Origin of the sequence: Rhodanobacter terrae, assembly GCF_042657005.1 — a bacterium.
GTDB classification, from domain to species: domain Bacteria; phylum Pseudomonadota; class Gammaproteobacteria; order Xanthomonadales; family Rhodanobacteraceae; genus Rhodanobacter; species Rhodanobacter terrae.
Genome location: NZ_JBHSNG010000039.1, coordinates 1 through 20,097 on the forward strand (window position 1 = coordinate 1; position 20,097 = coordinate 20,097).

11 protein-coding genes are annotated in these 20,097 nt (G+C 59.7%); 9 read left to right on the forward strand and 2 right to left on the reverse strand.

Translation table 11 applies throughout. The annotated features are described in order from the left end of the window. Positions 1-598 precede the first annotated feature (598 nt). The 6 genes from ACFPPB_RS19165 (at position 599) to ACFPPB_RS19195 (ending at position 8,224) form a co-directional block, all read left to right on the forward strand. Positions 599-1,654, forward strand: a complete 1,056-nt coding sequence (locus ACFPPB_RS19165) for a nitroreductase family protein (protein WP_377330075.1) — start codon at positions 599-601, stop codon at positions 1,652-1,654. A gap of 493 nt (positions 1,655-2,147) precedes the next feature. After that, complete coding sequence (locus tag ACFPPB_RS19170; RefSeq protein WP_377330077.1) at positions 2,148-2,960, forward strand: PEP-CTERM sorting domain-containing protein; 813 nt, start codon at positions 2,148-2,150, stop codon at positions 2,958-2,960. A gap of 158 nt (positions 2,961-3,118) precedes the next feature. Further along, positions 3,119-4,003, forward strand: a complete 885-nt coding sequence (locus ACFPPB_RS19175; protein WP_377330078.1) for a ThiF family adenylyltransferase — start codon at positions 3,119-3,121, stop codon at positions 4,001-4,003. 573 nt (positions 4,004-4,576) lie between these two features. Next, positions 4,577-4,960 (forward strand): hypothetical protein, encoded by a 384-nt coding sequence (locus ACFPPB_RS19180; RefSeq protein WP_377330080.1) that lies wholly within the window; start codon positions 4,577-4,579, stop codon positions 4,958-4,960. Between the two features lie 41 nt (positions 4,961-5,001). After that, entirely contained in the window at positions 5,002-6,480 is a 1,479-nt protein-coding gene (locus ACFPPB_RS19185) for an RAD55 family ATPase (RefSeq protein ID WP_465269360.1), read from the forward strand. 31 nt (positions 6,481-6,511) lie between these two features. After that, complete coding sequence (locus tag ACFPPB_RS19195) at positions 6,512-8,224, forward strand: diguanylate cyclase domain-containing protein (RefSeq protein ID WP_377330082.1); 1,713 nt, start codon at positions 6,512-6,514, stop codon at positions 8,222-8,224. A gap of 306 nt (positions 8,225-8,530) precedes the next feature. Here ACFPPB_RS19195 and ACFPPB_RS19200 read toward each other — a convergent pair whose 3' ends face one another. Next, positions 8,531-11,830: a TonB-dependent receptor domain-containing protein gene (locus tag ACFPPB_RS19200; RefSeq protein WP_377330084.1), complete on the reverse strand. Its 3,300-nt coding sequence runs from the start codon at positions 11,828-11,830 to the stop codon at positions 8,531-8,533. A 369-nt stretch (positions 11,831-12,199) separates the two neighbouring features. Next, positions 12,200-12,592: a hypothetical protein gene (locus tag ACFPPB_RS19205; RefSeq protein WP_377330086.1), complete on the reverse strand. Its 393-nt coding sequence runs from the start codon at positions 12,590-12,592 to the stop codon at positions 12,200-12,202. Between the two features lie 1,295 nt (positions 12,593-13,887). Here ACFPPB_RS19205 and ACFPPB_RS19210 point away from each other — a divergent pair. From ACFPPB_RS19210 to ACFPPB_RS19220, 3 genes are all read left to right on the forward strand, one after another. Then, the gene (locus ACFPPB_RS19210; RefSeq protein ID WP_377330088.1) at positions 13,888-15,042 is read left to right on the forward strand and encodes a DNA cytosine methyltransferase; all 1,155 of its coding nucleotides are present in this window, start codon (positions 13,888-13,890) and stop codon (positions 15,040-15,042) included. Next, entirely contained in the window at positions 15,039-16,232 is a 1,194-nt protein-coding gene (locus ACFPPB_RS19215) for a hypothetical protein (RefSeq protein WP_377330090.1), read from the forward strand. The genes ACFPPB_RS19210 and ACFPPB_RS19215 overlap by 4 nt, the downstream gene beginning before the upstream one ends. Before the next feature lie 88 nt (positions 16,233-16,320). Then, positions 16,321-19,926, forward strand: a complete 3,606-nt coding sequence (locus ACFPPB_RS19220; protein ID WP_377330092.1) for an ORC-CDC6 family AAA ATPase — start codon at positions 16,321-16,323, stop codon at positions 19,924-19,926. Positions 19,927-20,097 lie beyond the last annotated feature (171 nt).

Consider the following 20,097-nt stretch of genomic DNA (forward strand, 5'->3'; position numbering starts at 1 on the left):
TAGCGTTCGTCTTGGCTCAGGTGTGTGTAGCTCATGTGCAGTTCCACTTGGCGGTGAAGCTGTGCAGGCTACCGCACCTGCGCCGCTCTACCGTTTGGGGTGGTGCACTTCAGAATTGAATTCGCCGGCTGCCGTAGGCACCGACGCATCCTGGTGCTGTTTGGGAATGTCGATTTCGCCAAGCGGCAGAAGCAGCAGCATGTTCAAGCCTCACCGGAATAGTGGTCAGTGGTCACCGGAATCCGCACCAAGGCGCTCGGGCTGGTCTTCACGCAGTGAAAAAGAACACCGCCAGCAGCCGTGTCGTCAAAGGTAATAGGTTAGGGGGGGCGGATGGCTTTCGGGGGGTTAGCTCCAGCGAGGCGGCCATCCCGTATGTTTGAAGGAAGAGGGGAAGCGTTGCGCTCGACATCAATGACGTATAGTTTTTGGTGGCGGATATTTGGGTGAAGCCCTTATTTCGCGACGTTTGGTGTCTGGGCGAGCGAGCCAAATGCGGGATACACAAAGAAAGTAAGCCTGACAGGCCGAACTATTTACGGATCTTGGGTATTTTGCACTGAATCACACGATTGTAATTTATGAACGGGCGCGGGCCGTGAACCGGCAGACAAAAACAGACATTCTGCGCGCGGGCATCGCCGCGCCCTCGGCGGATAATTCACAACCGTGGCGTTTTGCGTGGAATGGCGACGAGCTGGACCTTCGAATCGATGCGAGTCGCAGCGGTCACGTATCCGATACCCGATATGTCCTTAGCGACCTGGCCGCTGGCGCGTGCCTGGAAAACATGATCATCCACGCCTGGTCGCTCGGCTATGTAGCGGACCTGGAGACCTTCCCGAGCGACGACGACGAATTGTGGGTCGCCCGCGTCCGTTGGCACCGGGATCCCGGGTGCGACCAATCCGAACCGCTGGCTGGTGCCATCGGGCAGCGCCACACCGATCGCGGCTTCCCTTGGCGCGGCCCGATCAGCACCGATACGCAGGCGCGCCTGGATGCCCAAGCCCGGCACGTTCGCGGGCAGCGGCTTTATTGGCCACAGACACCGCGTGAGAGAAAAGCCGCACTCAAGCTCATCAGGCAGGCCGAGACGTTGCGTTTCAGAAGCCCGACGCTGCATGCGGAACTGTTTTCCAGTATCCGCTTTGCCGTTGGCTGGCACGCCGCCTGCGAGGAAGGCCTGGCGCCAGCGACGCTGGCCGTGGAGCCGCCGATACGCCCGCTCTTTAAGCTGCTGCGTCGTCCCGTGGTGATGACCATGTTCAACTGGCTGGGCGCGGCGTCGGTTCTGGGGTGGCGCTCTGCGTGGCTGCCAATCCGGCTGTCCCCCGGCCTCTGTCTGCTCGTCATTCCATCCACGGCGCGATCCGATGTGCTCGCGGGTGGCCGCGCTTTGCAGCGCGTGTGGCTTGAGGCCACGCTCGCCGGGCTGTCGGTCCAGCCGTATGCGGCTGCGGGAGTACTCGGCCTGGGCTTCGTGCCCGTCGAGCCGGCCTTTCAGCGGCTGCTTTCGGACCTGGGTGCGGCGCTGAGCGAGCTGTGCGCGCCGGGGTGCGGGCTCGTGTTTTTGCGGATTGGCCATGCGCAATCCGCAGCGGACGGTCGCAGTGGGCGACGAACGCTAGCAAGTTTCGGCGATTTCCCATAGCGGGCCTGCAGGCACTGCGCGATCTTACGTTCTCCTCCGATTCGTCGCGCCTTGCCGCAGGCATCCGGCGATGGCGCTTTGCGAGGGAACCCTCGGCCATGTGAGTTCCGCCCTGTGTCGGAATCCTTTACGCACTCGGCCTGTAGCGGTGGCGTCGGATAAACAGTCATGCCCAAGTGCCGAATGCGTACCTTGATAACGCAGGGGTTTCGGACGTATCTGCGACTTGACTGACCGTGCCGTCCCAAATCATGCACCACAGCATCCCACGGTTTGCGGGCTTGAACGCGCGGCATCCGATCCGATCACAAACGCTCTATCGCGGCATATTGTCGGAATCTCTTACACATATTGAATGAATCCGGCATCCTTGAATAATTAATTCTATATAAAACAGTATGTTATATACATGGCATGTCCTTTGCTTTAACTAGCTTGCAGGGTCACACCAATCAGGAGCCAGTGCTGCGATTGCCTGGTCAAGGAGAAAATCATGTTGAAGAACAAACGCATCGTAGTCGCACTCGCATGCGCGCTAGCCCTAGGTGCGTGGAGTGGATCGACGCTTGCAACGCCGGTTACCGTGGGCGGCATCACGTGGGACCCCGCTAGTGGGGCGGACCTGACCGTTCAGGCACTCAACTTCCGTGAATCATCCGTGGCTGCTGTCGGCAACATTTTGACAGGTTATGGGCAGATTGGCTCGATAAACGGTAGTACGACGTTTTGTACGAGTTGCGATCTCACCTTTACGTTCCAATATACGTTGTCGGCCATTGAGGGCACTGCCCTAAACCCGAAGGTCGTGTTCGATGCAGGGTCGCTCAACTTTTACGTTGCCCCTGCCGGGTCCTTCAATACCGAGAACCCCACTACGGCCGGCATCGGGACCCCGTGGCTCACCTTGAGCGGCCATACCGCTCCGTTTTCCGGTTTTACGGCAGTGGGGCAGCTTTACTCCAACATCAACGGTGCTGTCTCCGCTCCAGGCCAGCTGTCGGGTGGATTCGGGTTGGTGGATGCGACTGGAGGTCCAGCGGCGCACTTTATGGACACGAATAGCCAGCCCGACGGCGCGGATTTTAGCCTCAGTTCGGCATTCTCAACGTTTCCAGACAAATCGTGCACGTCAACCTCGACCAATCCGGCTAGCATCTGCTACTACCCGATCGTCGGAGCGGGTACGTTGACTGGCAGGACGTTAGCGGTACCCGAGCCGGGTCCGGCCGGTATGTTGGGCCTTGGTTTGGCCTTCGTGGGCCTCTTGACCTGGCGCCGCAACAAAGAGGCTGAAGGGCGCGCATAGAGCGGGTGCTCCCATGCATGCGGTTTGACGATTGATGGCGCCGCTTTCCGAAGCGGCGCCATTTTCTGCACGCTACTTCTGTGTGCCGCCGCAAGCCAGTGTTAACGTGCCGGCATCTCAACAGCTTTACGCAGTAATGCCGAGAGTGGGGATATCTCATGATGTCCGATGCGCCGGTCACGACCGGACTGTTCGACTACGCAACGGCATTTAGCCGGACGATCGGCTGGATAACCTCGGCCGAGCAGGCGAAGCTTCGTACCAAGCGCGTGGCAATTGCAGGTCTCGGCGGTGTTGGCGGTAGCCACCTGTTGACCCTGACTCGACTCGGCATCCAGTCGTTCAACCTGGCGGATCTCGACCGTTTCGGCACGGAAAATCTGAACCGGCAGGCCGGGGCGTTCCAGTCGACGATTGGCCAGCCCAAAGTCGATGTCGTGTCGCGGATGGCGCGGGATATCAATCCGAACCTGGACATCAACAAATTTCCCGGCGGCGTCACCTTCGACAACATGGAGCAGTTCCTGTCAGGGGCGGACCTGTACGTCGACGGGCTGGACTTTTTCGTCCTCGATATCCGTGCCAGGCTTTTTGCCCTGTGTGCTGAACGCGGTATTCCGGCGATAACCGCGGCGCCGTTGGGCATGGGCGCTGCGGTCCTGGCGTTCCTGCCGGGTCAGATGACTTTCGAAGAGTATTTCCGGTTGGAAGGCCGCGCGACGAACGAGCAGTTGCTGCGATTTCTGGTGGGGCTGGCACCTGCCGTGCTGCATCAAGCCTATCTGGTCGATCCGTCGGCGGTAGATTTGGTCCATCAGCGGGGACCGTCGACGCCGATGGCATGTGAAATCTGCGCGGGGATAGCCGGTACCCAGGCCTTGAAGATCCTGCTTGGCAGGGGCAAGGTGCTCGCTGCACCTCACGGCCTGCACTTCGACGCCTACCGCAACAAACTAGTGCACACGTGGCGGCCAGGGGGCAATAACAATCCGTTGCAACGACTGATTTTGTCCGTGGCGCGCCGTCGTTTCATGCGCCCGTAAGCGCGGCGCGCACGAACAAACGGGCGAAGAAGAGATTCTGGCGGCGGGAGCGCCAAACGGCGGCGGGATGGAAAAATTGCAAAGGTAGCTACTCATGGTCGCGCCGCGCGCTTCGCTGCGCTTGTAACTTTTGCCCGCGTCATTCCCGAGCAGACTTCGAGGCTCGTTTCATATCTCAGCGCGACAGTACGCGCGGAGTCGATCGATGGATCGTGGGCATCGGATTGGAGGTTGTTGCCTGCGTGACTCATACAATGCGAAGTCAAGGCTTCGCTTATCTACCGACGAACGAAACATCTCCGCGAGGCGCAACTGTTGCTTGGTTTGCAGCAGGCTGGAGAGCACGGCGCGCTATCTCGGGATCAAGATCGATGATGCGCTGGAGATGGCTGAGCAGACCGAAGTGTGATTTCGTCGTTCCGAACAGCGGCCGTCCGATGCGATCGTTGTTCGGCCACGAACAGAGCTTCGAAGGGAGCTGCTTCGAACGGATGACGGCGGTTTTCACATGCCCCTGTGGCGAAAGGGAGTAGCGTTGAAACGATCGCACATGGCAGACGCTCAGGATCGCCAATGAACGCTGAAGCGCAAGGAGTCCAAGCGATGTTTGTCCACCTCGCGGCCGAGAGCGCCGATGCCGTGCGGATCGCGGAGATAGCCGTCTCGATCTGGGACGACGTGGGAGAGGCCTTGGCGCCCATCATAGGCCAGACCAGTGTGGCCGTCCTGTTCAAGCGCAGCGTCTACCTTACGCGCCATACGCATCCATGTCTGTCGATCGTCAACGAAGGCGCGGTGCCCGCAACGGGTGCGTTGGCCGCGCTGCGGGTCATGCTGGCAGAGCAGGACCGTGTCGAGGCGCTCGCAGTGAATGCGTCAATGCTGCAGAACTTCCACCAACTGCTCATCTCCTTGATTGGCGCTTCGCTCTCAAAGCGCTTGCTGCGCCCCGTCTGAGACACCGCATCAAGCGGCGACGCCGCGCAGGAAACCATCATATGACCAGCGCAAAAGCCATCATCCATCGACTGCGCACCGGCGTGCCCGGTTTGGACGAGGTGCTCGGCGGTGGCCTGCCCGAATTCTCATTCAACGTCGTCGCCGGGCTACCCGACTGCGGAAAGACCACCCTGGCGCACCAGATGATGTTTGCGCTTGCGACGCCCGCGCATCCAGCCCTGTACTTCACCGTAATGGGTGAGCCCGCATTGAAGATGCTGCGTTACCGGCAACAGTTCGATTTTTTCAACAGCGACCAAGTCAATCATTCGATCCACTTCATCAACCTCGCCGAAGAGATCACCAGCGGAGACCTGTCCAAGGTACTGGCGCGGATTGTGATCGAGGTCGAGACGCGCGGGCCTGTTTTGGTGTTCGTCGACTCGTTTCGCTCGGTGATCCTGGCCGTGCAGCGCGAGGGCGACGGCTTCGTCAACCTGCAGCAGTTCGTGCAGCAGCTGGGCATGCTGATGACCAGCTGGCAGGCGAGCACCTTTCTCATCGGTGAGTACTTCAGCGACAGAGATCCCAGCCCGGTGTTCACCGTGACCGACGGGCTGATCTGGCTTCGTCAGAGCGTGCAGCGCAACTCGATGGTGCGCAAGCTCGACATCGTAAAGAAGCGCGGCCAGCCCACGCTGGCCGACTTGCATACGTTTCGCATCAGCGCGGCGGGGCCGCACGTGTTTGCATCGGTGCCAGTGCATGAGCCCGCCCATCCGCATCCCTCGCTCAATAGCGGACGGCTGGCGATGGGCGTGCCCGGACTCGACGCGATGATGAGTGGTGGCTTGCCATGCGGCTACTCACTACTGGTGGCTGGGTCGTCCGGATCGGGCAAGAGCATCCTGGTCGCGGCGTTCCTGCCGGAAGGCGCCAGCCAAGGCGAGACCGGCGTGATCGCCGCCTTCGAGCAACACCCCACGCAATCGCGTGGACAGCGCGTGGCGGAGTTGATCGAAAGCGGCCGCATCGGCGTGGTCGACACGCGCGCGCCGGGCCTGTCGGTGGGCGAGGTTGCCGTGCTGCTGACCGCCGAGGTGCGTCGCCTCAAGGCCACTCGCGCGGTGATCGATTCGCTGTCGGGATTCGAACTCGCTCTGGCGCCCACGTTTCGCGAGGACTTCCGCGAAGCGCTAGCGCGAATGGTGTCAGCGTTGGGCGGCACCGGAGTCACCGTGCTAATGACCTCGGGGCTGGAGGACCGCTATACCGAATTGTGCTTCAGCCCCCTACGACACCGCGTTCCTGACCGATGCGATCATCGTGCAGCGCCATATCGAGGTGGAAAGCCGCCTGCAGCGGATGATGGCGGTGCTGAAGATCCGCGCCAGCGGCCATTCGACCGAGCTGCGCCTGTTCCACATCGACGACGAAGGAATCAAGATCGACCGGATGTTGTGCAACTACGAAGGCCTGCTGGACGGCGGTCCCAGCCGGAACCCGTCCGGTTTGAAGCACTGAAGCGGCCCCGATGATGGATGACCGCCGCTGCATCAAGGTGTTGGCATGGTGACTGACCGGCCCCACGCTGCCGTCGTGGCAGCGGCGAAGCGCGCGTTGGCACTGCTGGAAGATAAGAGAGCCGGCACGCGCCATCGACTGCGGGAACTGTGGCGAAAGCTTACCCATGTTCGGCACCTTTTCGGCGAGAGCCGCACGGTCCAGTTGCTGGAAGCCAATCAGCACCTGGTGCTGGCCGCACTGCATGCTGACGACATCGCCGAGATGGCGGTTGCCGATCTGGCGGCAGTGAGCGTGGCCCATCAGCGTGATGTGGTCACCGGCGCGCTCACCCGTGCCTTCATGCTGGATCGTCTGCAGAGCGCGTTATTGATGGCGCAACGGCACCAGCGGCGACTAGCGGTGATGTTTGTCGATCTCGATCACTTCAAACCCATCAACGACCACCTTGGGCACGCTGGGGGGGATGAAGTACTGCAGATCGTGGCACGAGCTCTGCAGTCGGTGCTGCGTGAATCCGATACGCTCTGTCGCTATGGTGGCGACGAGTTTCTGGTGCTGCTGCCGGAGATCTCGGCACCTGACGATGCCGGCCGGATCGCAGCGGAGATGCTGGCGGCAATCAGCGTACCGGTCAGCGTCGGCGGTCGGGCTCTCACGTTGTCGGCAAGCCTGGGCATCAGTATTTACCCCGAGGACGGTGATGACGTGATGACCCTCATCAATCGCGCCGATGCCGCCATGTACCTGCACAAGCGAGACGCGTTGGGCGGATTCCAGTTTCATATCGGCGAACCACGCCACAGACCAGGGACGAGGCCCAGGGTGCTGGCGGGACAGGGCAATGATGCATGGCGGGTGGCCTCACCAGACTCGCCGCTGCAGGATCTGTCTGAGGCCAACGCCCAGTTGATGGTGGCGGCGCTGACAGCACAGGAATCCGCAGCACTTGCCATGGAGGCACAGCGCCAGCAGGTGAAGTCCATGGCGATCGTGGCGCATGAACTGCGCAATCCGTTGACTCCGTTGCGCCTCGCCGCCGACATGCTCGTCAATCCTAGCGCCACTAGCGAAATTCCGATCGAGCGGCTTCAAGTGATCATCGATGACCAGGTCACCTACATGACCCGATTGATCGATGACCTGCTCGACGGCTCGCGCCTGAGTGCCGGCAAGTTGCGAATCGAATGCACTGACATCGATTTGCGCGATGTCCTCAACCAGGTAGAGGCTTCCTGTCGGCCGGGCATGGAGTTTCGCCAGCAGCATTTCAGCATGCGCGTAGGGTCCGAGCCGATTCGCATGGTCGGTGATCCGGTGCGATTGGCGCAGGTCTTCAGCAACCTGCTGGACAACGCCTGCAAATACACGCCGGAGAAAGGCGAGATAGCACTTGAGCTACTGTTGCTGAACAACTGCGCCGTGATCACCGTGCGCGATAACGGTATCGGTATTTCTGCTGAGGTTCTGCCGACGATATTCGACCTGTTTGTGCAGGATGCTCGTGCGCTGTCGCACTCCAATGCGGGTCTGGGAATCGGCCTGGCGGTGGTGCGCGAACTGGTGGAGGCGCATGGCGGCAGCGTGGTTGCGCAAAGCGCCGGGCGCGAACACGGCAGCGAGTTCGTGGTGACGCTGCCGCGCAGCGCGTGCGACAGCTACTCAGGGCCTGACCGAGCAGCTCACCAAGCTGATTCCTGCGCTGCGGCTGGCAATCGAACGCGGCGAATCGCACGGATAAAATCCGCAAAAAGGTGAAGTCCGTCATTCCGACACTTCATTACACTAGTCAGATTCGATGCCGGAAACGGGAAACGGGCAACGCGCTGGCGGCGATGGGCAGCGCGGCCGCCAGCCGTGGCCAGTTTCGCTGGCGACGCTGGTCAGTCGCTGTGGCGACTGGGCAGGTGGCTGGCGTTTTGCAGTATCGATCCCGCTCGATTGTCAGTACGGGACTATTTCCGCAGGTGCGGGAGACGTTTTCAGCGTTGCCATGAAGCGGCTGTCGCCCGGTTCCGGCTGCGCGAGGGGACACACAGCCGGAACCGGGACATGCGCCTTACTTCATATCTTGGCCTTGATGCCGACGAAGTACGTGCGTCCCACGACATCGTAGGTCGCCGCATCCGTGAGCAGTGGTGCGCCCGCGATCCGCGGCGGGGCCTTGTCGGTCAGGTTTGTAACGCCCGCTGTGAGCATGATGTTGTGCGTCGCCTGCCAGTGAGCATCCAGGTCGAAGTAGTTGTAGGCCGGCACGCCCGGATAGCCGCTACCGGCACCGCCCATCAGGTCGGTCATCCCGGAGATGTAGCGCCAGTGCAGTGCCGCCGATACCGGCCCAATGGAGTAGCCGAACGTCGTGTTCGCTTTCCACCTCGGATGCGACAGGTCGGAGATGCTCGAGCCATCGGCGGCCAACGCCGTACTGGTATCGGCGATCGAGCCCGCGTAGTTGCTGGCCGCAACGCCAGGCACGCCGGAGATCGTCAGCGAGTGCACGTACGAGAGGAAGGTCTGCAGCTTCACTCGGCCAGCGAGGGGTAGCCCCAGATCATGCAGCGGGAAGCCCCAGTGAGCCTCCATGTCCACACCTGTCGTGACATACGAACCGATGTTCTCCGAGGACTCCCGGCCAAGCGTGATAGCCCCGGTGTTCGGATCACGCGTGATTCGCTGGCAGAAGGCGTTGCTCTCCGAGTAGCTCGGATTCGCGTTGTTTGCGTCGTAGCAGTTCTGCAGGACCGCATCGAGGGTCACACCCGCGATCGCGCCCTTGATCGAGGTGTGGTAGTAGTCAAGGGACATGCCGAGGTCACGCGCCATCGATGCATCGAAGTGCGGCGTCAGCACCCAGCCCAACGTGTAGGTATCGGACTTCTCCGGCTGCAGACCCGTGTTGCCGGTGATGATGCCGTTCGCCGAATTGAGACCGTAGGTGAACGACGGATACACCGACGCAGGCACGCCCTGCGCCTGGCACAGCGCCGCCACCTGGGCGGCGTTCGCACCGCTGCGCTGCAGACTGCCGACTTCGCACGGGTCGCCATTGATGCTGTCCTGCGCCTGCACGGTCGGGTTGTACAGCTCCTGCAGGCTCGGCGCGCGAATCGCGCGGTTGAACCCGCCACGGAACATCAACGCATCGTCGACCTGCCAGCGCAGACCCGCCTTCCAGGTGTTCTCGCCGCCGAACAGATCGTAATGCGAATAACGTTCGCCGAGGTCGAGCGAAAGGTTCTTCACGAACGGCTTTTCGCTCAGCAGCGGCACACTCAGCTCGCCGAACACCTCACCCACGTTCATCGAGCCACCCGTCGAGCCGATCAGGTCGTACGACGGGGAAATGATGTCCGGAGGGATCGGCGAGGGCATCACGTTGAACGCCGGATTCAGAGCCGAATCGGCCTGGTAGTTGAACCGATCAGCGCGGTAATCGACGCCGAATGCGGCCTCGACGGTCCCTGCCCACAGGTTCCCGAGATCCCCGCTCACGGTGCCCTGGAAGTAATCCTGCGAGAGCACCATATGGTTGTGCGCGGTGCCCGTGACGTACGCCAGACAGCCGGGGCTCAGCTGGTGGTTACCGAGCGGATTCCAGGCGTAACCGACGCAGTTGTTGCCATTGGAACCAATGTAGTTCGCCGTTCCATACAACATTGTCTCGAGCGCCGGCAGATTGATGTTGTTCTGCTGATCGTTGTGGAAGTTGGTCTGGCCGTAGGAGGCGAACGCGTCCCACTTCCAGCTCGACCAGCCGAACCAGCCATTGAGTCCGGCGGTCAGCTGGTAGTTGTTGTAACGGAAGCTCTCGATGCGCGGCCCGAGCCCGGTCAACCAGGCCTCCATCTCGAGCGGCGCGGTGCTCGGGGTGCCGCCAGCGGTCGACGCCGTGCGGGAATTGAGCAGGGACATCAGCGCCGCATTGCCCGTCACGAATGGATTGTTCTGCGGCACGTAGACGAACTTTCCCGGACCGGCGAACGCAGGGCCGTTGTTGTCCGTGGCAGTCGAGCTCATGAGGTTGACCTGCGCGTAGGCCTGAAGGTCTTCGTTGACGTTGTAGGTGACCTTCGAGAACAGATTGACCCGATGCGATGGCACCTGCACGAAGAAGTATTTGCCGAGGTAGTTCTCGATCGTCGTGCAGTTCGGGGAAATCGCAAGCCCCGGTATCTTGCCCACCGGGCCCTTGTAGTTCTGCACGCAGTTGCCCGGTGCACGCGTGGTGAACAGGGTGCCGTCACTGTTCAGGCCGATGTAGCCACCGTAGTTGCCAGTGCCGGCGATCGGCGTCGTGCCAGGGTAGCCGGCCAGGACGGAGTTGACTGCAGAAATCGGAATATTCCCGCCGAGCTCGCCGGCGCTGAAGATACCTTCCGGTGCGCGCGGCACGGCACGATTGAAGTTCGCGGGGTCGGAGAAGAAGGTTCGATCCGCACCGGTGATTGCATCGCGCTGGTTGTACTCGAGGTCGATGACCGCGTTGCCCTTGTTGTCCGCGAACTTGCTGCCCATGAGGACGCTGGCGCTGTTTTCCTGGCCACCGCCTTTGGTGCTCCCCCCAGTCTGGGCGGAGAGCTGGATGCCCTGGAAGTCCTGACGCAGGCGGAAGTTGACGACACCCGCTACGGCGTCCGAGCCGTACGTGGCCGAGGCGCCGCCGGTGATCACGTCGACGTTCTCGAGCAGCGCCATCGGAATCAAGTTCAGGTCGACCGCGCCGTTCGGATTGGTCGGCACCAGGCGCTGCCCGTCGAGCAGTACCAAGGTGCGCTCGGCGCCGAGGCCGCGCAGGTCGGCATAGGACTGGCCGCCCTGAAAGCCGGTGGCACCCTGCACGTCGCCGACCTCGCTCTGCCCCTGTGCGGCCGCGAACTGCGGCATCCGGCCGATCGCCGAATCGAGCGAGACCTGGCCGGCGGCGGCGATCTGGCCGATGCCGATCGTCGCCAGCGGGCTGGAAGATTCTTCGCTGCGGCTGTGGACCTGGATCAGGCTGCCGGTGACCGTGACGGCTTCCAGCCGCTTGACTTTTGGCTGCTCGACGGGCGGCGCGACCGAGCCCGCCGCAGCGGGCTGCGGCGCGGAATCTGCAGCCGGAGTGCTCGTCCCGCCCGCAGCTGCGGCGGCTAGGGAATCGCTGGTGAAGTCCGCCGCGTGCGCAGCGGCGGTGGTGGCCATGAGCCCCGTCACGATCATGAATATGGCGCGCGCGAGTGGCCGCTGTACGAATGGTCGGGTGTGGGTACCCATACCCGATAGCGACTCTGGATCATCCACAAACTTAGGCGCCGAGACAGACCATGACGAAAATGCCGTCACAACCGGCAGCATCGCGGATGCGACGGTATGCTTGCTTTTCATTATTTAACCCCTTCCACGGTATGTCCGAATTGCTTCGAACGGGACATTACGATCAAAGATTCCGGTCGCCCGACAACGAGAATCTGCTCCCCCGGTAACTTCGACTACACGAAACCTGTCGGCACCTTTAGCCGCTCTACCTAAACGCAACCTGAAAATAAAATAAATTTTCGTTAAGGAAATTCGCCGGCATCCAATTTCGTGCGAATCACTCATGGGCTGTGGCGACGGCGACTCGGCCCACCAAAAAACCAGACCGCCAGTGACCAGGGGGCCAGAAAAAACAGTGCTTATCCTCAGCCGAGAGTGCATGCAGCGGAGCACCGACAGCTGATGTCGTGAGAACCCCACCGCCCATTACAATTCCCCTCAGCGATTGATCGTTTCGAGCGAAATTACCTTGGTCTTTGGTAGGAAGATGCCGATGACAACGATGCCCACGACCATCGCGATCGCAACGAACATTGCTGCCGCCGACGCGCCACCGGCACTCAGGAAATAGCCGATGGCAAGACCGGCGAAGGCAGCGGCGATGCGGCTCCATGAATACACGAAGCCAATGGCGCGGGCGCGGGCTCGGATGCGAGTGTCCGCGCACGCCGCCGCCTTGGCGTAGTAGAGCCGGGCTGCTTGGGGAAGCCACGTGCTTACCAAGTCGCGCTGGGAGACTTCGTCGATCGAGCTGAGCGGACCCCGGTCAACCACGAGCTGCCAATCGCACTCAGGACTGTCTATCTCGACTGGAGCGGTGGCAAAAGCCACCGCCTGGCGGATGCTGCATCAAGCCTAGGCCCTCTCAGCGGCTGTCGATCAGAATCGCCGTATATGGTTGGCAGGATCTTGTCCGCCAAGTCTGCAAGGACGTCGCCGGTTGCGTCGCACGCGTCGGCGTATCCCATCAAGGAGTGTGAAGAGAGTCCGGTTTCGACCAGCCGCCTCACTTCGGAGTCACGAGTGATCATCTTGGTCGCCATGATTCAACGAGGCGGTTTACTTCGGCACGACTGAGGTTCTGCATAGCTCTGTGAAGATGAGCGAAGAAGCCGCGGATGTGAAAGGCGAGATACGAGGCCTTCAGCTGGGTATCGCGCCTGCGAGCTTCATACAGGGATAGTTTGATCTCGCTGCTACCGATCGCGTCGACCAGTGTGGCAGGGACCAGTGTGGCAGGGACGCGCATCCGGAGGTGGAACGTGTCGTCCCGTCGAACAAGGTAAGAACCGCGCATATGTGTGCCAACTTGTGTACCAAGTGTGGACCAAGCGCTTGAACGACCCCCTGAAATGGCGAAAGCCCGCATTTCTGCGGGCCTTCGTTTACAATTGGTGCCAGGAGAGGAACCTAAGGATACATATAAGATGCTGAATATCTTATCAAAGACTGGGTTCGAAAGTTCGATTGTACTCGCGTTCATACCACGGAGCCCCTGCTGGTGCTGCAGCCAAGAACTGCCGATAGCTCGGTGGACTTGCTTGCATCATCGCGCATACCAGCAGTTCGGGTGCCACGTCGGTGGGAGTTCGACGGGGTCCGAAGGTAGTGCGCACGCTTGATCTGGATTCGCCCTTCTCTTCCATTTCTTCGGATAGCGGTAGCAGAAAGGCGCCAGTCCCTGTGGGATCGATCCGTTCGGCCTGTGCAAGTGCCCAGCACGGCCGTTCATCCATCTGCGCAGGCGACGTGGGGTTGGACGAAGCGGCATTGCGTTCGTTGACTGCGGCTACGTAGGCACATGAGAGTGCCATCCGTGTGTTACGAACGCGGCCAAGGGGCGCTTCTTCGCAAGGTAACGTCTTCGACGAGAACCGGCGGCGGTCGGACGGGTGGGCCTCGGATGGAGTCTATGTGGCGAGCCAATCGGAGCCTCTTGGCTGGAGACGAGAGGGTATGTTTTCCTTGATCGCCAATGAGGCTCTAGCTACATTGGGCGAGCATTCATGCGCGTATGCACGGAGTGCGGATGGGCGAGGGGAGTCGTCGAACCGGCATGCGGCGCTCGGTTACCTCTGGCCCCCCTAGTGCATATGGAAGCGTGCTCAAGAGGCCAAGTTCGACAAATGATCCGTTCGAAAAAAAAAGAGAAAACCGACCAGCGGGTCTTCACTGCGATCGATTTGTTCAGTGGTTGCGGCGGACTCAGCAGGGGGCTGCGTGATGCCGGGTTCCAAGTCGTGGCCGCGGTCGAGGTCGAGCCTAAGGCTCAGCATACCTATCGCTTGAACCATCCGAAAGTTCGCTTGTACGAAAAAGACATCAGGAAGGTCGCGGTAAGGTCCCTTCTTGAAGATGCCGGAATGAAACCGGGTGAGTTGGATCTCCTGGCGGGCTGCCCTCCGTGTCAAGGGTTCTCCAGACTGCGTACACGGAATCAAAACACCTCCATCGAAGATCCGAGAAACGATCTCGTTCGAGACTTTCTTCGCTTTGTACGCGTCTTACAACCAAAGACAATCATGCTGGAGAACGTTCCTGCCTTAGCGGACGACGAGCGATTCAAGAATCTATGCGAAAGCCTGAGGCGGTTGAGATATGAAGTCGTGGTTCGCACTCTCAATGCTGCGGATTACGGGGTGCCTCAGCGTAGGAGACGTTTGATATTGCTCGGATCAAGAGTGCATACGCCGGCCGTAGCGGCCAAGGCGAAGCATAAGGTGACCGTGCGGGACGTCTTAGCGAGTGTGGAGCCACCATCTAAGACCAAGGATCGATTGCATGCGATTCCCGAAAATCGGACTCCCGCCGTACGCAAGGTGATCGAGCTGATTCCGCAAGACGGAGGAAGCAGATCCGACCTCCCAAGCAGATATTGGTTGAACTGTCACAAGCGAAACGACGGATTCCGCGACGTATACGGGCGGATGTCTTGGGACGATGTGGCACCGACGATCACCAGTGGATGCATCAATCCATCAAAGGGAAGGTTTTTGCACCCCTCCCAAGATAGAACGATCACGCTGCGAGAGGCTTCGTTGTTGCAAGGCTTCCCAAAAAACTACAAGTTCGAAATTTCCCATGGCAAGGAGGCTATAGCTTTGATGATCGGAAATGCTTTGCCGCCTCCTTTCATCGCTGCCCATGCGAAGTCGATCCGGATGAGCATCCACCAAGCCGAGGGGCGGGACGTCGCCCCCCTGCCGGCGAGTGGTCAGCGAGTGGCTTTGAGCGGAAAGAACGGCAAAAAGACGAAGCGGAACGTTCGTCAAGACGCATGATCGACAGTTCGGCCAGTGACGAAGATATCGTCCGATTGCTGGCCGATATCAAGAGCAACCATCCGGTAGATGCGATGATCGCCGCCGAATTGGCGGGGATTCTTGCGGATTCGGGCGACAGATTTTTCCCGGATGTGACGAATACCGCTGATGTGGCTTCCACCGGTGGCCCGTCGTCGCTGTCAACTCTGTTGTGCCCTCTATTTTTGAGAGCAGCGAAGTTTCACGTGATAAAGCTCGGTGTGCCAGGGCGGCCGGCAGGAGGCATAGATTGCCTAGCACAGCTGCAGGGCTACAGGACCAAGTTATCGCCCGAGGAACTGACCAAAGTGTTGCGGCGAAACGGATTCGCGCATTTTCAGGCTTCCGACAGATACGCGCCATTGGACGCAAGAGTATTCCAGCTGCGGCAGCTACACGGTTTTCAGAGCGTCGCCACGTTGGCCGCAGCCAGTTTGCTGGCGAAGAAACGAGCGGTAGGGGTTCGGTACGCAGGATTGGACGTGAGGGTCGGCCCGCACGGCAATTTCGGCCGAAGCGCAGCGGAGGGAGCCGCGAACGCTGCTATGTTCGTCGACGCTGCAAAAATAATGGGTGTCGAGGCTCGCCCCGTCTTGACGGACGGCATTCATCCGTACCAGCCGTATATCGGGCGCAAAGAGGCGTTGGCGGCCCTATGGCTTCTGTTCGAGTCCAACGCATGTGAGTGGTTGGCGTCACACTTTCAACTTTGCCGCACGCTGTCTTTGGCGTGTGTGCCGTCGGAGTCCCGAGCCCATATGGCACGGATCGGCGTGAGGCAATTGAAAGAGGTGTTTTACTGTCACTTGGAAGCGCAAGGTGGCTCGCCTGAGGACTTCGTCCGTGTGAGCCGAAGAACCTTGGATGCACATGCCGAAACGTTACAGGCTCCGGTCGATGGATTCGTCCATTACCCACTGGCAGGCCTGAGGGACGCGCTCTGTGATGTGCAGCGTTTCGTTGACCGATCAGGGGAGCACTATGCCGATCCGGTGGGACTTATATTGTTGAGACGACCTGGCGAATGGGTACAAAGAGGCGAGCCGGTCGCGACACTGCGGCTTGACCCAGGGGTTCCGGACCTACTGGCCGTCGCGTGCAGGAATTCGTTCACGATACACAACCACCCGGAAGGTCCGGGATTTGAGGCGATAAGGATCCATGGGTAAATACTGTTGCTTCTGCTGTCCAATTCCGGATTATGCCGAGAAACGATTGGAAGAACGATGCCCGACATGCGGCAGAGAATACGGTTTTATGTTGTCGAAGCCACCAACAACGGTCGGTGAGTACGCGATAGTCGAAACGTTGGGCCGAGGGTTCTATGGGGCCGCGTACGTAGCCGAACGGGGGCGCTTTAAGAAGAAAGTCGTGCTGAAAGTGTCGCCGACAGAGTTCTACAATGGGTTGAAGAAGAACTCTTTCGAAGAGGAGACCGATTTACACAATCAATTGGCTCAACACGCGGAGCATGTCGTCGGCATCGACGATACGTTCGAGGTGGATGTTGAGTTCGCAGACGAACAGAAAACGACGCTCCGATGCCATGTGATAGTGCTCGATTACATTGACGGTAACCCCTTGGAAGACTACCTCGAAGGGCGAGCGGCGCTTAACGTCAGGGCGACTTGCCAGGTGGCCATAGATTTACTGAAGATGCGGTCTGAGTTCGAGGCACACCAGCTCAACCATAATGATCTTCATGCAAATAACCTGATAGTACAGAAGCTCGATCCGAAAGCTCGGCGAGTAAACGCGCTTGACGGTTCGATCCGAGTGATGGCCATCGATCTCGGCAGCATTGCTGAAGATAGCAAGAGCACCGATCAACGGCACGGCGATCTATATTTCATAGCGCAGCATGTCGATAAATTGCTTGATCGTCTACTGGCCGATCCATCGAGCCTCGCGGATCGCGATTACCGGGTGGCGCTCGCTCTTCAAGGCATTGTGAGGGGGTGCCTCGCGCCGCCGCAGAACGCTCGTCAGCCGGGATTCGAGGACCTGGTTAAGCAAATAGTCAATGCCCACGAACGTGCGACCCAGCCGTGGCGTCCTTGGGCAACGCCGTTGCAACTATCCGGGTTCGGTGATCACTACAACGCACAGACGCTGGCGTCTTGGGGTGTTCCGCGGTTGCTGGTGGATCCGGAAGGGCGATGGCTAAATGAAGTGGCCCGGCCCGGGCCGCAGATCATCACCGGGATGCGCGGCTGCGGAAAGACGATGCTGTTGCGCGCCTTGGATTTTCACGCTCGGGCGGCGAAAGCGAACGACGCGGGATCTATGGACAAACTGTTGGAGGATTTGAGGAAGGACGGGTATGTGGGGCTGTTCGTTTCGGCGCAACGGTTGCTCGATCTTCGCGACTCGGTATCCAAGCTCGAGCACCGGCTGACCAGGCTATTCGCGAGCTACGCGTTGCAAGCATCCAGGGCGTTGTTGCACCTGCAGAACTTGTCGCCGGAGGCGGTGGCGGCGACCGCCCATCTCACGCTCGGTAACGCCGTTGCCGACTACCTGAACGGTGGTGACGAGCTCAGATCGGTGACGTCCATCGACGAGCTCGAGCTTCGGCTCAACAAAATCGTCGTGCTGACAGCGCGAATCGGATCCGGCTATTCGGTGGAGCAGGCGTCGGCGCAGGCGTTTCCGTATCTGGCGGAACAGCTCCGCCTGTGTTCACCCATCTGGCAAGACTCGCAGGTTCTCTTCCTTCTCGACGACGTGTCGACACGATATATAGAGGTGGAGCGAGTCGAAGAGCTTCTGACGTCGCTTCTTTTCCAGAGTACCGTCTGTGCCTTTAAATTCACATCGGAATGGCAAACGATCGAATTGGGCCTTCGGTCGCCGGGACGGATCCATCCGGTTCGTATAGACCGCGACGTGTCGGTCTTCGACTTGGGCTCGCTTGTGCACCAGACCATAAACGGGACCGGTGAGGGGAAGGGGGCGGACTTCATATCGCGCGTATTGCAGCAGCGGGCGGAACTCTATCCGGACCACCCGGTATACAGTCCGAAGCAACTTCTGGGGGACGTTTCCTTGGAGCAAGTCGCTAGGGAAATAGCGGCCGCCAACGCGACTTCCAAAGATAGGAAGCAAGTTTACCGCGGACTGTCTTGCGTGACGAACGTTTGCGTAGGAGACATTGGAGATGTCATTAAGCTCTACGAGGAAATCATTAAGCGCGCGACCACGGGAAAGACGAAGGTGGACGTTCCGATCGCGGCAGGAATTCAATCGGAATGCTTCCAGCAGCTCAGTTCGCAGAGGTTGTACGAACTAAATCGCCGTGCCGGCAAATATAAGGACCATGCGCTGGCCTTCGCCGCGGCGGCGAACGAGGAGTTGGTGAAATCGTATCGGCAAACCAAGAAACCGAAGAACGGACAACCTCGCTTGCGGCAATATTCGTCGATCTACGTTCGCGTCACCTCCGACGATAAGCAAAAACTGAAGCAGCAGATAGATCAGCTGAGAGACCTGATCGATGCTGGCGTTTTCGTCTATACGGGAGGTGCCGCGCGCACTAAAACCAAGGATTCGAATCCGATTCAGCAGTTCAAACTGAGCTATCGGAAGATATGCGGACTTGCCGCATTCATTGGCTTGGCTGATCGCGACCGATTCGAGTTGTCCGGCGAGGATCTGGAGCAGTGGTTGAACGCTCCGGACAAGAGTGTCCTTCTTAAGAATTTGTCCGAATCCAGAGATGGCGCGGTGGGCGAGGAAGCTGCTACATCGGACGCTGAGGACAAAGGAGAAAGCACCCCGGAAGAACCAAGCGAGCCGCCCGCCCAGGCAGAACTCTTCGAGCGCCGCCGGACGAACAGCGGGGCGCCTCCACCGGAGCCGGTGGACGCGCGAGTCGAACCTATCGACGCACGTATATCTCTCCTATCGGAGGTCGAATTCGAGGCGCTACGGATCGATTCCGTGTTAGCTGGGCTTGGGTTCGAGGAACGTACTTTGGAATCGAACCGGTTCATTGCCCGGCATTCGATTCCGAAAAAAGTTCAGCTAATCCGATACGAGGAACCCGGGTACTCGCAAGAAATTCTCGCGGCCTGGAAGGCGACGAGCGCGCAGGTGGAGATCTACGATTATCCGAATTTGCTCGCTCAGATTCCGGAAGACGAGGGGCTGGTTCTTGTCGATGTCTCCGGCTTGTCCAAGCCCCTTATTTTCAGCGCAGTCCGGCGGGAGCTGATGGCGAAAGGGCGAGTTTTGGTCGGTCACATGCGAGCGGAATTCCACTACCCGCTCGATGAGGACCTCAAGGACCTTCTGGAGGCCGAGCGCGCCAACGATCCGTTGCGTTTGCTCGAGAGCTTGGCGGGTGTTCTCAAGGGTGAGAGCGGACCTTATAAGTCCGTCCGCTTGTTGGAGGAAGAGACCGATCAGTCACGAAATCGCGCGCTGATCGCTTTCGCGTCCGCCAAGCACGAAAGACTATTCTCGCTGATGGATCGTCGAGAGTTCGATATGGTCGACGTCATGGCGCCGAAAGACGACGGACCCAGAGCGAAAGTCGCGAACTACGCCGCGGAGTTCCTGTGCAAGGGTTATCCGAGTGCGAGCCTCGAAAAGATCGATGTGGGAAATCTCGAATCCCTCGTTCAACTATTGGATCGACGCTATCTCGAGCTGTATCTGGGGGCTGGAGCGAACGTCGAAGTGGGGCTCACGGGGTCGAAGGTTCAAGCGGTCGCCTCCGCCATAGTGAGTTCGAAACGAAAGCTGGCGCAGGCGTGGTACTTGAAGCCAGCCAAGTTCGACGTTTCGAGATTTTCAAAAGGGGTGAAACATATGCAAATCTACGATATCAGGCTCGACGATACTGATCGAGCTGGCTGAGCGGTACGATCGAGGAGGAAAAAAGGAATGCCAGACATTACCCCACCTGATTAGCGTCGAACCTCAGTTGCAAGTCGCATGATGTGCGACGGCAGCGAGGGATGCTGAAGCCATGTTCTCGACGGGAGTGTGAGTCATGGCGATGAATAGGGTGCAGTTTCAGAAAGGTCT

Coding starts and splice junctions, on each gene's coding strand:
- ACFPPB_RS19170 (WP_377330077.1), top strand. CDS start 2,148: ATGTTGAAGAACAAACGCATCGTAGTCGCACTCGCATGCGCGCTAGCC.
- ACFPPB_RS19175 (WP_377330078.1), top strand. CDS start 3,119: ATGATGTCCGATGCGCCGGTCACGACCGGACTGTTCGACTACGCAACG.
- ACFPPB_RS19180 (WP_377330080.1), top strand. CDS start 4,577: ATGAACGCTGAAGCGCAAGGAGTCCAAGCGATGTTTGTCCACCTCGCG.
- ACFPPB_RS19185 (WP_465269360.1), top strand. CDS start 5,002: ATGACCAGCGCAAAAGCCATCATCCATCGACTGCGCACCGGCGTGCCC.
- ACFPPB_RS19195 (WP_377330082.1), top strand. CDS start 6,512: ATGGTGACTGACCGGCCCCACGCTGCCGTCGTGGCAGCGGCGAAGCGC.
- ACFPPB_RS19200 (WP_377330084.1), bottom strand. CDS start 11,830: ATGAAAAGCAAGCATACCGTCGCATCCGCGATGCTGCCGGTTGTGACG.
- ACFPPB_RS19210 (WP_377330088.1), top strand. CDS start 13,888: ATGATCCGTTCGAAAAAAAAAGAGAAAACCGACCAGCGGGTCTTCACT.
- ACFPPB_RS19215 (WP_377330090.1), top strand. CDS start 15,039: ATGATCGACAGTTCGGCCAGTGACGAAGATATCGTCCGATTGCTGGCC.
- ACFPPB_RS19220 (WP_377330092.1), top strand. CDS start 16,321: ATGTTGTCGAAGCCACCAACAACGGTCGGTGAGTACGCGATAGTCGAA.